The sequence below is a fragment of the Candidatus Bathyarchaeia archaeon genome (genome assembly GCA_035283685.1).
Lineage (GTDB): Archaea > Thermoproteota > Bathyarchaeia > Bathyarchaeales > Bathyarchaeaceae > DATETJ01.
On sequence record DATETJ010000012.1, the window covers coordinates 43,676 to 57,398 of the forward strand.

Below are 13,723 nucleotides of genomic sequence, written 5' to 3' on the forward strand. Positions count from 1 at the left end.
GAGTTAAACAGAAAGCGAAGATGCTCAAAATAGTGTGGGGCTTGGGATTGCTATGGTGCAACTCTGTCGAAAGGAACTTGCTGTCCTGCTTCAGTTACGAACTTGAAGTAGTATCTTTGTCCAGAGCTCCAAGCATATGTCCAAGTGGCGTTGATTGATCCACCGTTGGCTTTGACAATGTTTGTGCTAGGAGTGAAGGTAACGCTGCTTGTTAAATCAACAAGATTCGCAGATGAAGTGCCCAAATAGACTTGAGTGATTTTGGCGTCAGCTGTTCCCGAGTTCAGCAAGGTGACTCCAATGTATTTTGTGCTTGAAATGTTGTAGAACCTTGTGTTGGCCTCTGTTAGGATTGCGCCTGCTTGCTGGGTTTGGGTTGTCGTGAACGTCATGACCCAAGCGTAAGTCACTATTACGGCGGCCACTGCTATTACTATCAATAGAAGCGTTGCTAGGATAGGTGAAATCCCTTTCTTAGCTTTCAACATTTTGTTCAATTTAATTCCACCTCTACTGCCCAAATGCTCTAGTCATGATGATATTTAACAAGTATGAAGAACGAATAATGATTAGAGCTAAAACTGCCAAAGGCGTCACTGCGCTGGAACTGGAACATCGACTTGTTGCTTTCCAAATTGACACCGGGCGCAAAGAGACCCAACGACATGCTCGAAGTAAGCAAGTGAACGGACAATATCGGTAATCGACAAGAGTCCAAGCAGTTGTTCTCCTTCGACTACAGGCAGTTTTTTGATTCGTCTTTCATTCATAAGGTTGATGGCGTCTCGAAGGTCAGTTTGAGGCGAGGTTGTTATCAGCGGCTTGGACATTATGTAGCTGACACGCGTTCTTCTGGGATCGCGCAGTTGAAGCACTACTCTTTTCAACATGTCGCGTTCGGTCACAATGCCAACAGGTCGGTCAGAGCTGATTACGATTAGGCATCCGATATCGTGGTGATTCATAAGTTCAGCTGCTTTCCTCGCAGTTGCTCCGACTTCAATCGTTATGAGGTTTGTTACCATCACGTCTTCAACTTTCAGCGACATGAGCTCAAGTCTCCTCACTGTTTCTTTTTCGTGATTAGGCAATCAACTATTTTTTCACAGCCAAAGCATTCTCCAGGAATGGGCGTATTCTTAGGCAGCCCGCCTAAGTAGCCGAAAAAGTGGAAGCAGTCCTTTCCGTTAGAGTTCTTGGGAACCGGTTTAGGCGAAGTTGTCGCCTTTGTCGATCTAGTCGACCCCACATACTCATTTGACCTAGTCGGCTGCTCCATGCTTGTCTGGGAAGTGCCCTCGGTCGTTGCGCCGACCACAAGTCTGGGTGGCTCTTGAGTTTTGTAAGAAATTGGCTTTCCACCACTCTGCCAAGAATCAACGCGGCTTGGCGGAGCATTTTGCTGCGGATTTGCTGGATTTTGCTCATGTGGAAGCCTGGGAAATTCCTGTTCATCATTATAAGCCTCCTCGTCCTGTGGCTGTTTGTTTTCGCCTGATGGGTTGAGCTTCCACAGCGTGGTAGCAAAGAGAACTATGAGGACGATTACGCCTAATGAGAGTACTAAGTCGAAGACAGAGAATTCGAAGGAAAGCATATGTTTCCCTTTAGAAGATTTCGGATTTGCCTAGATATAGACTTGATGAACTCTACATAATGAGTACATGTATGGAGTCTAGATAGAACGAAGGAAATCGCAGTTACGTAAATTCAAAGGTCAGAATATACTGGGCGTACGTTGTTTTGTCTGGAACGAGAATTTCCAGATAGACGTCAACGTATGAAACTTGTGAGTTGCTTGCATCAAGTGTGACAACTATATATCTTTCGGCTGGTGAGGCTGGCAGGTCGTACCATGGTCCTGTTTGGTTTACGTAGGCTCCGTTTTGGATGTAGATTTGTCGTGAGGTGCCATCGGTTGAGTTGCGGAAGTATATTGTGCAGTTGTTTAGGCGAGCGATGTTTGATTGCGAGTATCCTCTGAGTCGAATCTTCCATGTGTCGGAGACCTGGTTGATGGCTTTTAGGACGTAGTTGTAGTTTGAGGAAGAAGCGTAACTGTAAGCGAGTTTAACCTGATTTGCCTTCTGCTGGTACTGCGTGGGGGTTACCAAAACTCCTGTGACTCGAATTCTTGCATTTCCGTTTGATGTGTAGAACTGGGGACTTATGCTTATGCTGAGTAATTTAGTTTCGTCTGTGCCGCTGGACGAATAGGTTAGGTAGCCTTGACCGCTTGTCACGTAGGCTGAGGACGAGTAGTTCCAAACTTGAATTGTCACTGAAACGCTTGCAATGTCGTATTCGCTCACGACGGTAAAGTTGAGCTGTGTCGGTGTATTTGTCGTCGTAGATGAGAACAAGAACTCGGTTGAAGCCGTGAATTCGGTAGACTGTAAAGACTTGAACTCAACCCAATCCGCATTAAAATCAAACTGAGTAGTTGTGGTCTTCACGCCTTTGACTTTTATTCTCCAGTTTCCCGAAGCATCTCGGAATTGGGTTGGGTTTGTTGTTATGGTTTGGTTTTTTGTTTCGTCTGTGTTGGCTGTGGCGCTTGACGTGTAGCTTTCATATCCGTTGCCCGATGTTGGATATGCACCCAAAGTGTAGTTGTATAATTGAATTGTGGCTGACACTGATCCTGTGGTCCAGGCTGAATCAACTGTTCTGACAAGTTGAGACCATACTTCTGTGTTACTTGAACCGGTGAATTCAACTTCAGACGTGAACTCGCTTGGCAGAATAATGTTGAGGGCTCTTGTTTGATCAGTTGTGGCTAACGTATTGTCGTCTATTCTGAGATAAACAGACCTGCCACTCTGTGAGCCAGTGACTTCAACGTAATAGTCAATTTCTAAATAATCGGTTTGGGAAACAACTGTATAAGCTGTCCAAGAGTAGGTTGCTGAAAGCGTAGACCAAGAGGTGCCTAGACTGCTTGAGTTTGCTACATTCGTGGCTATGGCTGTCCTCACCGTGCCATTTGACATTCGCACTAAGATGTCTACGTCGCCATGCGCCGTCACGCTTCCTGAATCTCGGTAGACTCGGTAATTAATTGTCCAAGTGCTTGCAGGTATGGAGGAAACGCCTGTTAGCTGATGGACAAATCTGCCCATCAACTTCCTTCCTGTGGTTGCAGCGCTGGCTGAAAGTGTTGTTCCCGCAGCGTCGGCACTCGTGAGTCTCTGAAAATAATAGCTTGAACCACCAATCGTCGTCGTCTCCTGATGAGCATAGAGTGTTTGACCCGAAGTTGCGCTGGCATAGCTCCGAAAAGTCATGTAAACGCCATTATTAGAACTTAAGTTTCCAACTGCTCCTGAAACAAGAGCGGTACTTCCAATCAGGTTGTACCCCGAAGGGTTGTATACTGCTGTTGAGTTTGCTGAGCTTGCGCTTCTAACGATAAAGTAGTTGGAGTCTACTGTTTGCACACTTGCAGGGACAGTACCTGAAACCCAATTTCCCGTGAGTATGTTGTAGTTTGCTGGATAGTAGCTTCGCAGTTCCTCAGATCCGAAATCAAGCAGATTATCTCGTTCACTTTCGTAGCCAGCTCTGATCCAAGCAGCGCTTCTAGTGGTGTTGGAGGCACGTACCTCATCAATAATACCATCTGACAAATCTGCGCCTGATCTTCCTCCGATGTATACCGCTCGCGTATCTGGAGTGATGCTTCCAGTCTTGGAGCCGGAACCATTTTCAGAACCATTCAGATAGACTTTTCTTGTTGACCCATCCCATGTTCCAGTCACGAAATACCATATGTTTGCTGACAAACTGCTAATGCTGTTAAGACCTTGATCGTCGTTTTCTTCTATCATTAATGCGAGCTGTTGATTCTCGCCTGCAAGCTGATAATCGTTTGGATTCGCTTCCCCTTTTCGTAGTATAGCGTCTACTTCTGAACCAGACCCAAAGGAGTCTAGTTTAATCCAAGCTTCAATAGTTAAAGAGCTAGTTAACTGCAGGCTTGCAGAGTTTGGAATGCTAATGTAGTCATCAACGCCATCAAAATTTATGGCGTTATCTATCTGCCCAGTGGCTCCAAGAGTTGGGGTTCCATAGGTGGTTCCGTTATTATTGTTTGATGTTGAATCCTTTATCGAACCAGATCCACCAATTGTCTCGCTCAGATGCCACACTCCTTTGAAGTTAGAGTCCCAAACGTTTTTCGCGGCATTTGAACCTGTATCGCCAACATAACCAGTGTTGTCAGGCTGATTCTTATCGTAATACAGGTAAAGATACGTATCTACAACACTGCTAATGCTTGGAACCTTAACCCACAACCACGCTTGCTCTCTTGTAGCGTTCCATCTTTCAATTTCCACGTTAATCTGAGTTATTCCGTCACTTGTTGTAGCAGCAATCTTCCCTCGGTTAGCGTTACTTTGCAGTTCATCAAACACAAAGGAAATATCCTCATTATTGCGGCCCGAAGAGGAATTGCTCAGATAAATCAAAACTGGGAAGTTAGACAAATCGGCATCGACATCATTGTTGTCAATTGCGATTTTGACACGTTTTTCCCAGCCGTTTAACCAGTTTCTGGGCGACACAGCGCTGACTTTGGCGCTTGTGTTGTTGACGTAAATCGTGTTGCTGCCAGCAGTGCCGGTCTGCAGAGAAACGGGCGGCGAAGTAACATTTGTTCCAGCCTCAGAATATGGAGCGTAAACCTTTGCCCCGTATGCGATTCCCGTGAAAACTAACAAAACAAATACATCAGCGACCAACAAAAAGGAACAAAGGACTTTCCCTAGTTCGTCCAAACGGTTTGACTTATGCAACCACACGCCGGCGCCCTCTAAACTGCAGCGAATTGAAAAGCAAGAGGGAAACTACTCTTGCACGTCTACGGCGATTTGTATATTAGCCACTATGTTGCCGTTAGCATAAGCTGCAGCTTTTGTTTCAACATAGATTACCCACTGTGTATTCGCTGGCAACGTCAGATACGATGTTGTTGAGGGCGTAGTCCAAGTGTCACCGGACGTCGTGTAGTTGAACGAAGCTTGCGAGACTCCAGCAGTGTTCTTCACGACAAAGCGAATGAACGTGAAATTGCTCACTTGCTGATTTGCGTCCGGGGGAGTTATTGACACGTGCCTCAGTCTGAACTGGTGCGAGTTGGATCCATCAGTGTTGCTTATGTTCAGCGGCTTGTCATACACCAAGGTTGCGTTCGGATAGGCTTTAAGAGCTAAGCGAACCCAAGTCGAGTTAGCCCCAAAAGTAGAGCCTGTGGGCCAATCGGCCCCTTGTGCAAACCTTATCGTAGCTGGCGTAATGGTCACATCGGGTTGCATGCTCAGCGAATAGTAGACTGCAGCAACAGCAGCGGCGATGAGCGCTGAAGCCAAAACCAGCGTAATAAATACGGATCTTTTCAGAGACTGCGCATTCTTACTCTTCGTCGTCATAGCCTCCTTGATTTCCTAGACTGAGCTTATGCCAAGAGGATTTAAGACATATGAATTCGAAATTCAGAATCAGAATCGAACGCAAGAACCTACAACTGCAATATTCTGATACTCGAAGGCAGTTGTGCTGTTTCATTTGTGTATGTCCTAACGCAAACTCATGCGTATATGCAGGCAAGGCGTTCTGAGAAAGACAAAAAGCAGAAGCTATCATTCGTCAGACGCTCGCTTACCTTAGCGTAGAATAGAAAGAAAAGAAGGGGAAAGTTATTGCTCGACATCAATAGCGATTTCTATAGTTGCTGTTTGACCGGATGTGGCAGTTGCACTTGCTTTTGTTTGAACGACGATTGCGTAACTAGTGTTTGCGTTGACTGTCGCCCAACCACTCGTCGAAGGACTGGTCCAGCTGACTCCGTTTGACGTGTAATTCAGCGATCTCAATGTTGAAGTCTGTAGTGTGAAGTTGATGAAGGCGAAGTACTGTGCGTCACCGGTTAGCGAAACAGGTCTAAGCCTAACGTTGAATGTCGTAGCACTGTTGTTGTTCCTCACTCTGATTGGATCATCGTAACTCGTGGTCATGTTTGGGTAGGCCTTAAGGCTTACCAGTGTTGCACTCTTGTTGTTGTTGAAGATGCTAGTTCCCGCCTCGGTAGCGTCCGCGCCGACTATGAAGTAAACATCGTTTGTTGCAGTAGTTATCGTTGACGTCATACTCAAAGAATAGTAAACGGCGGCGCTTGCTGACGCGATAAGCATTGATGTAAGTACTAGGGTAAAAAATTTCGCTGATCTGCTTGACAATATTCTTTTCACTTCCATTAGTTCACCTCCTTCCTTCTTCTGAGCTTTGGCAAAAGGTCTGGGCTGAGGAACAGAGCTGCACTAATGCCTATTACAATGGCGGAGATGACGAGTCCAACTTGAAGCAGCAGGAATGGAAACTCAGCGCTGGCGACATAGCCATAGTTGGAAACAAAGAACACAGAGATCATGATCGATGGAAACGTCACTGTTCCAGCCCAAGCTTTGGCCATAGTCCACATTTTCAGCGAAGTGGCAAAGTAGACATTGAGTGCAACGATGTTGATCAATGCAATGAGTAGGTAGAAGAAACTGTACCAGAATCGCATGTACTCGCCGAAGATAGCGAAGAACTCTTTGCTGATGAGTAGGTGACCGAAGCCCATTACAGCCGCGGCTTGGAAGACATATGGCAGAGCCTTTGGAAATCGGTTGTCAAGTAGGCAAGTTAGCAGGCTTAGCAGTAGGAAGAGGTCAGTGCCGAGGAGTATAAAGAACTCTGGCAGAATCGCTGGTGCCATTCTTTCTCCTAGTCCAGTCTATTTTTGCATCGCTACGGGAACGTTATGACCCCGTGAATAATTTAAGAAGTATGAATCTCAAATCTGAATCATATCTACTGCAAGAAAACAGTTTTTCGCGTTTTTATTTTATGTTAGCTTTTAGTCTCCTCTAAGACCGCAAAAACAAATGGCGCCGCGGGCGTTCTGACTTCAAGCTTGACGCCCAGAAGTTTCTCAAGGAAGCCGCATAACACTTCGGCATTGCTTATGAATGGAGCCTTAACGATAAAGTACTTGTCTCTTGGATAGAAGTCGCCGAAGCCTTGAACACGCAGACGTTTGAGAACGTCGTCCCATTTTTCCCTAGACGTGGTTTCAAGGTCAAGCGTGGCTTCCATCGATACGCGTGCGGCTTCACCCATCTTATGTCCTACCTCGCGCCATTTGTTCTCAGGAACGTATTGCAGCAGCGTGTTGATGAATTCAACATTAACAAAGGCAACGCGGCTGACGCCCACATAGTACTCGCCTGGAAAACGCCAGTCATAAACGCTCATACTGCGGTATATGTCGAGCATTTTTGAAATCAAGGGCTTGATGCCGGGCTCTCTGCCCTCTCGGATCAAAGTATCTATATACTTGCGTTCGTCATCCTCCAAAATTATCGTGGTGCGCTTAACAGGCTCCTTTGATTCCTTCGCCATGTTTCCCAACAACTGCCCTTACATATCCGAATATATCAGAGCATACTTTATATGGCTTGCGTATTTCAGACAAACTCTTATTAATTCGAGCAGAAGCGTTGTTATTGCCGATGAAGAAAAATCAAATCTGAAAACAGATGACGCGATTTTCCCTGGGGTATCGGAGGCACAAACGATCAGACAAGGCGACGCTTCCTAAGCTCCTTCTTAAGCAACTGAAAATCCTTCTTCAGCTCATCCCTGTATCTAGGATTATGCAAAACAGACGCAGGATGATACATTGGCACAATAACCAGAGGCACATTGAGAAACTTCACCTTGTAGATTTTGCCGCGGAATTTGGAAATGCCGTCAGTTTCCTTAAACCCTGCTTTGGAAAGAACATAGGTTGTGGAGTGCCTGCCCAAGGTAACAATGACTCTGGGCTCAATCAGGCAAATCTGACGATCAAGGTACAACGAAGTACACGTGGCGATCTCTAGCTGTCTTGGATCACGATTTTCAGGCGGCCTGCATTTCACAACATTAGTGATGAAAACGCGTTCACGTGGAAGACTTATACCCTTCAGAAGCCCGTCAAGAACTCTGCCAGCAGCGCCCACAAAAGGCAAACCCTTAACATCTTCCCAATGCCCCGGCGCCTCACCCACAAAAACAACCGCGGCGTCAATATTGCCCTCGCCAGCAACCGCCTTCTTGCGCCCTTTCCAAAGAGGACACTTGACACAGACTCTAACCTCGCCGGCAATCTTCTCCATCAGCTCAGCCTTAGACAAGTGAACCACGTTTCTCAGTTCTTGTAGCATGTGAGAATTTACAACTTGCGAGGAATTTCGCGTCGTCAGCACGCGCGCAGTCGCCCGCGTAAGGACTGCGCAATTACTTCGTCATTGTGTCTGCGATTTCTTTCACAGCAGACACAAACACTTCAATTTCATTTAGAGTGTTATACAAGTAGCATGAAGCTCGTGCTGTGCCCTGCCTGCATAACACAGTTTTGGTCAAAGGCTGCGCACAGTGGTGCCCTGAGCGAACCATAATATTTGCAGAAACGTCCAGTGCCAGAGCCACATCGTGAGGGTTCAAGTCGCCCACATTGAATGGTACGATCCCCACTCGCTTATCAGGCTCAGGACCGTAGACCTCAACATTGCGCAACGCTGTCAGACCGTCGTACATGCAGCGGACAAGCAGCTTTTCATGCGCCTCAATCTTGTCCACCCCTATCTTAGACAGGTAATCGACTGCAGCGCCTAAACCAATCACAGCAGCTATGTCGATCGTGCCACCTTCAAAACGTCTGGGACTCGCATCAAGCTTATAGTAATCAGTGCCGACTTCCCTTATTGAGCCGCCACCAATGATCAGCGGCTCCACTTTCTCAGTCAACTCTTGTTTCATGTAAATAGCGCCAGAGCCTGTTGGTCCACACATTTTATGTCCACTAAACGCTAGGAAATCGACATCCAGCTTCTGCACATCAACCTTCATGTGAGGCACAGACTGTGCTGCATCAACCAGCACGTAAGCGCCATGTTCATGGGCAATCTCCGCGATCTCTCTGATTGGAAGAACCACGCCCAACACATTCGACACGTGTGCAACCGCAACCAGTTTCGTGTTGTCATTAACCAGTTTCTCAAAGTCAGCCAGATCCAAAATGCCTTTCACAACAGGCTTGCGAGGCGTCACTAACTCGATTGTTACGCCGCTTCTGTCTCTGACACGAAGCCACACAATAAAGTTGGAATGATGCTCCAACACTGTCGTCACAATTTTGTCGCCTTTCTTCCACTTCAACCCGCTGGCAACTAGGTTAATGCCTTCAGTAGTGTTGCGAGTCCAGATAATTTCTGAAGTGGACTTAGCGTTGATGAAATCAGCAACTTTCTTCCTCGCTTGCTCACACTCCTCACTAGCCTTCACTGATAAACGGTGAACGCCACGCTCCACATTTGCCCGATACTCACGGTAAAACTCAAGGATTTTTGCCAAAACAGGTTCAGGAGTAAGACTGCTTGCTGTGCTGTCCAGATAGATTACGCCAGATTTCAGAATTGGAAAATCCTTCCTAACCCCTTGCACATCAAGGAGCTCAGCCTTAGGCACAGCCTTGGAACGCTTTGCAATCCCAGTTGATGATGGACACATAGCAACAATAATGGTAACAGCATGCATAGTTATGTTTTATGCAAACAAAGAAGACCATAAGCGATGCTCTCTTTCTTCCGAATTTTCAGTCCGCAGCTCGCCAACGTTCTAGATGAGGATGTCACTAGGAACAGACTGACGACGACGACCACATTGCCCTCAGCCATGCAACGCGCCCACAACATGGTAAAAAGAAGGCATAAGGGGTATGGCGCCTTCTTCTTTTGTAGAACGGAACAACATTGAAGTAACAACAGAACTAAAAAGGAGAGTGAGAGAAGAATGAGCGGTGAAATAGTGGAGAAATTCCTTAGTTCTGTTGGGATTTCGACTATGCGAAATTACAGACGTGGCTTAACGCTTTTTTGTGAGTGGTATAAGAAAGACATGGAGACGATTCTAGCAGAGCGAAAAGAAGACGTAACACCTAGACCTAACGAAGACCTAGTTAGCGCAAAACAGAGAGCACAGAGATACGAGCAACTTATAGAGGAATTCCACAAGTGGCTAGCAACAAAACAACCAGAGAGAGACGCTTACGATATTAACACGGCTAGGACCTACTGCTTAGCGTTCTTCTAATTTTCGTTTCTGCTCTTCATAGTATTCCTGCTTGGCATGCTCTGCTTTAATCCTAGCCCTGCATACCCCACAATACCATCCATCTTGAGAGCGTACTAGGTCCAAAGGAACGTCTTCTGCTCCACAACCCCAGCACTTGCCCATGGTTTCAACCCAATGTATATGTTCAGCTATCACGTATTTCTGGCTTTTCGTGTCATAGCGGGCGCTAAGCAACATTAGGTATTGCATTAACTCATGGTAGAAGAGAGAAGTTAGGTTAACAGTTTGTGTTGGAATAGAGAAAAAGAGAGTGTAGAACGTATTCGCCTTTATGCCTAACAGTTATTGAGTAGGCGAATAGCGTTAGCGTTTACTACACCTAAGCCGTACCTAGCAGACGTTATGTACATGTTGCGTGCGTAATCGCTTTCGTCATGCCCTTCAACATCCATTTGGCGTTTCCAAGCCAGCATAGACTCGGACCAAACTTATGTGTTGGTGGCAATGCGGAAAACTTATAGCAGAACTAGAAGAACTAATTTAGAACTGAGAAGAGGTAATATGAGAATCACAAAGAGAAGTAATGAAGACAAACTTGTGGCAGATTATCGCACTTGTATCAATTGCCATGCTACAGTGAAACCACTGTTGGCGAGCGAAGAGAAAGACATTGATGTATATTTCTGTCTTGAATGTGGACACGTATGGGAATACATTCTGAAAGAAAAAATAATTTTGGACATTTATGATGAAGAGATGCGGAGTTATTATTGGAGAAAAACAGACAAGAAACCGAAAAAAGGAATCAACAGATAGAGCCTTGTTATTCCGTCGCTTCAGAAACTTGACTGCGGCAGTCTTATAGCCGAACCAAGATAGCTAATTAAGAATCGTGAAGGGTAAAGACATGACTGAAGAAGAAAAGAAACAATGTGAGTTTTGTGGATACAATATAAACCCTATTGCGTTGATGAATCACCATCAAAGATTTATCGTCAAACCTACCAAAAATAAAGAGATAGAATGGCTTGAAAAAGGGAAAACGTATGTTCTATGTGCAAATTGCCATTATATTCTGCATAACATATTGTATGGAAGAAAAACAGGGATAGAGAAACGAGAGGAAATGGAGTAACATACTCTCCTACCACTTTAGAAACTTCGACTTTTTTCAGAGCCTGGAATTTTCTTGTTTCACTGCTGAACACATGGTGCATAACGCTTTAAAGACGCTCTAGGCTCTAATGTCATATACGGTTAGCGTCTGAGCGAGAGTTTTAGAATCTAATCCATTCTGAAACCCTCATTGAACCACTCAGACGCTGACCCTCTTATCCGTTGAAAAGCCTTCCGAAATTTTAGGCTCAAAACACTCGCCTATGTGCGATACAGAACCTTAAGAAAAAGAGGCTCGTTTTGAGCGTCTTCTTGTTGAACAGAGCTTAAAATAGCTTTATTAGAAACGGCATTTATAGAACCTATTGGTTCAATGAGGGAAATCAAATGGATAGATCAAGCCATTCAACCACAAGCAGAGCAATGAGCGAGAAGCAACAAAATAACGAACTAAAAATTCTCACAGACGATTTGCTAACGTACGGAGACCTTCTCTTAATTGCGAATAAAGGCATAGGAAAAACTAACGCTCTAATGATTCTCACTGAGCACCTTAGAAGACACTCGTGTAATAGTCTTCGAAGATTTTCCTAAGTTCGCCTTAGAGTTTAACGCTGTACCATACTTCAGAGTGCACGATTCAGACGTGCTAGAGACTAACCACTGCGTTAACGATAATAACTATTTCCTAGTGCACGAACGAGACTACGCAGTACGAAGAGGCTCTGAGATTCGCCTAGCCTTAGAGAGCAATAAAGAATAGTGTTTACGAGCGAAATATCAGACATTGAAAGGCAAGCGTTCTTTATCTACTCAGTCGTTAACTATTTCTATCGTAAGGCATACCTTCGGAAGTACAAGAACTACAGCAAAAAGGAGCGAATAGTTTTCATAATCGAAGAGTCTCAGAACGTCTTCGACAGTAGCACCATATCAAAAAACGTCTTTAACAGACTTGGAAAAATCTTCTCAGTGGCTCGTAACCTAGAACTTCACTTCGTGCTATGCTCTCAGAGACTGCAAGACCTAAACACTAAGATTAGAGGTAGAACACGCCTTCTAATCGGTAGTGTTAGCCTAGACGATTACGAACTTAAGATTCGCAGACTGCTAAGGCATAGCAAACATGCACAAGATGTTCTTAATCTGCCTAGAGGCGTTTTTCTCTACACTGCGCTAGATACTCTAATCGGGTTTCCTAAGTTCGTGCAAGATTCTAAGCCTTTTGAGTGGATAGCACCGAAAGCAGAGAAAAAGAAGAGCCTTCTAGAGAGAGCCTAAACGCTATCGGTCTAGTCACAGAGCCTAAAGCAGAGACAGAGCCAGAGAGCACAAGCATAGACGAAGACTTAGACGAACAACTAGAACAAGAAGACGAAGAGACATTAGGCTTACTAGGCGAACCAGACGAAGAGGGGTAAAATGAGCAACCAAATTAGAGCCATTGCGAAGGCTTCGTATTCGCTTCACGTCTATAAGACGTTAAACAATGTTACTTCTATGTTGCTCCGTTTTTCTTTTGAAATTCGTCTTCCCGCCAGAGCCCTGCAACATACACAAACGTCACGCTAACCAACATTAAACGTCACGCTTAGCAACATAGAACGTCACGCTAAAACAGCGAAAACAGAGCCCGAAACACCATTCGGAACTTAAGACAGACCCCACAGAGCAACCAGAAAAGCCTAACTTTCACCACAAAAAAATTTTTCAGCACTCATACTAACCCTCTGCCCTAGCTGAACCCATCCAACCAAATCCAATAACCACATGCTCTCCCGCAAAATCTTATCAGAAGCCTATGGACCTTAGTATCAACTCAAGAAAGGCGACACTAATCATGAGCGTCACGGACCACATTTACAGAGACACAAAGATCACAGTTATGGCAGGCGACATAACAAAACTCGAAGTCGACGCAATAGTCAACCCAGCCAACAGCCAACTTATAATGGGCGGAGGAGTAGCCGGTTTCATACTCAGAGCAGGCGGAGACCAAATACAAAAACAAGCCCTAAGAAAAGCACCAGTGCCAATCGGCAAAGCGGTAGCCACAACGGCTGGAAAACTCAAAGCAAAATACATCATACACGCGCCCACAATGACACGACCAGCCATGGCAGCGAGTTTAGAAGAAGTCAAAGCAGCAACCAGAGGCGCGCTAGATTGTGCCATACAACTGCGCATAAACAGCCTAGCTTTTCCAGGACTTGGCACAGGCGTCGGCGGACTTAACCTTCAAGACGCAGCAGACGCCATGATAAAAGAGATAAAGAACCACATCGAAGCTGGGACAACAATCAAACAAGTAATTCTCGTTGGCTACAACCCAGATCTTGCCAACGCCTTCCAAAAGGCGACCCTCAAGCTCCATTGACCCGAACGTAACGCGCGAATCCGACAGTTGAAAGCTCAGTGTCGGAAAACACATGTTCGACAGCCAGAC

At 45.4% G+C, this 13,723-nt stretch carries 16 protein-coding genes; 5 read left to right on the top strand and 11 right to left on the bottom strand.

The annotated features are described in order from the left end of the window. Positions 1–50 precede the first annotated feature (50 nt). The 10 genes from VJ249_12080 to VJ249_12125 form a co-directional block, all read right to left on the bottom strand. The gene (locus VJ249_12080; GenBank protein HKZ95297.1) at positions 51–488 is read right to left on the bottom strand and encodes an archaellin/type IV pilin N-terminal domain-containing protein; all 438 of its coding nucleotides are present in this window, start codon (positions 486–488) and stop codon (positions 51–53) included. A gap of 105 nt (positions 489–593) precedes the next feature. Then, positions 594–1,049 carry a CBS domain-containing protein gene (locus tag VJ249_12085; GenBank protein HKZ95298.1) on the bottom strand — a complete coding sequence of 152 codons (456 nt, stop codon included), beginning with the start codon at positions 1,047–1,049 and terminating at the stop codon, positions 594–596. Between the two features lie 14 nt (positions 1,050–1,063). After that, the gene (locus VJ249_12090) at positions 1,064–1,597 is read right to left on the bottom strand and encodes a hypothetical protein (GenBank protein HKZ95299.1); all 534 of its coding nucleotides are present in this window, start codon (positions 1,595–1,597) and stop codon (positions 1,064–1,066) included. A 103-nt stretch (positions 1,598–1,700) separates the two neighbouring features. Next, complete coding sequence (locus tag VJ249_12095) at positions 1,701–4,745, bottom strand: DUF2341 domain-containing protein (GenBank protein ID HKZ95300.1); 3,045 nt, start codon at positions 4,743–4,745, stop codon at positions 1,701–1,703. 105 nt (positions 4,746–4,850) lie between these two features. Then, on the bottom strand, positions 4,851–5,432 hold the full coding sequence (locus VJ249_12100; GenBank protein ID HKZ95301.1) for a hypothetical protein: 582 nt from the start codon (positions 5,430–5,432) through the stop codon (positions 4,851–4,853). A 267-nt stretch (positions 5,433–5,699) separates the two neighbouring features. Continuing rightward, a complete protein-coding gene (locus VJ249_12105) occupies positions 5,700–6,257 on the bottom strand; it encodes a hypothetical protein (protein HKZ95302.1) in 558 nt (185 codons plus the stop codon). Continuing rightward, entirely contained in the window at positions 6,257–6,760 is a 504-nt protein-coding gene (locus tag VJ249_12110; GenBank protein HKZ95303.1) for a hypothetical protein, read from the bottom strand. The genes VJ249_12105 and VJ249_12110 overlap by 1 nt, the downstream gene beginning before the upstream one ends. A gap of 134 nt (positions 6,761–6,894) precedes the next feature. Beyond that, a complete protein-coding gene (locus tag VJ249_12115) occupies positions 6,895–7,446 on the bottom strand; it encodes a hypothetical protein (protein HKZ95304.1) in 552 nt (183 codons plus the stop codon). Positions 7,447–7,622: 176 nt separating this feature from the next. Then, positions 7,623–8,252 (bottom strand): uracil-DNA glycosylase, encoded by a 630-nt coding sequence (locus tag VJ249_12120; GenBank protein ID HKZ95305.1) that lies wholly within the window; start codon positions 8,250–8,252, stop codon positions 7,623–7,625. A 73-nt stretch (positions 8,253–8,325) separates the two neighbouring features. Beyond that, positions 8,326–9,555: a cysteine desulfurase gene (locus tag VJ249_12125; GenBank protein HKZ95306.1), complete on the bottom strand. Its 1,230-nt coding sequence runs from the start codon at positions 9,553–9,555 to the stop codon at positions 8,326–8,328. Between the two features lie 324 nt (positions 9,556–9,879). Between VJ249_12125 and VJ249_12130 the strand changes: the two genes are divergently transcribed. After that, entirely contained in the window at positions 9,880–10,179 is a 300-nt protein-coding gene (locus tag VJ249_12130; protein ID HKZ95307.1) for a hypothetical protein, read from the top strand. A 317-nt stretch (positions 10,180–10,496) separates the two neighbouring features. Here VJ249_12130 and VJ249_12135 read toward each other — a convergent pair whose 3' ends face one another. Next, on the bottom strand, positions 10,497–10,634 hold the full coding sequence (locus tag VJ249_12135) for a hypothetical protein (GenBank protein HKZ95308.1): 138 nt from the start codon (positions 10,632–10,634) through the stop codon (positions 10,497–10,499). An 88-nt stretch (positions 10,635–10,722) separates the two neighbouring features. On the opposite strand from VJ249_12135, the gene VJ249_12140 reads away from it, so the two are divergent. The 4 genes from VJ249_12140 (at position 10,723) to VJ249_12155 (ending at position 13,654) form a co-directional block, all read left to right on the top strand. Next, on the top strand, positions 10,723–10,977 hold the full coding sequence (locus tag VJ249_12140; protein ID HKZ95309.1) for a hypothetical protein: 255 nt from the start codon (positions 10,723–10,725) through the stop codon (positions 10,975–10,977). Between the two features lie 91 nt (positions 10,978–11,068). Continuing rightward, positions 11,069–11,296: a hypothetical protein gene (locus VJ249_12145; protein ID HKZ95310.1), complete on the top strand. Its 228-nt coding sequence runs from the start codon at positions 11,069–11,071 to the stop codon at positions 11,294–11,296. 1,210 nt (positions 11,297–12,506) lie between these two features. Further along, positions 12,507–12,698: a hypothetical protein gene (locus VJ249_12150; GenBank protein ID HKZ95311.1), complete on the top strand. Its 192-nt coding sequence runs from the start codon at positions 12,507–12,509 to the stop codon at positions 12,696–12,698. Positions 12,699–13,117: 419 nt separating this feature from the next. Continuing rightward, complete coding sequence (locus VJ249_12155) at positions 13,118–13,654, top strand: macro domain-containing protein (protein ID HKZ95312.1); 537 nt, start codon at positions 13,118–13,120, stop codon at positions 13,652–13,654. The last annotated feature ends 69 nt before the right edge of the window (positions 13,655–13,723 follow it).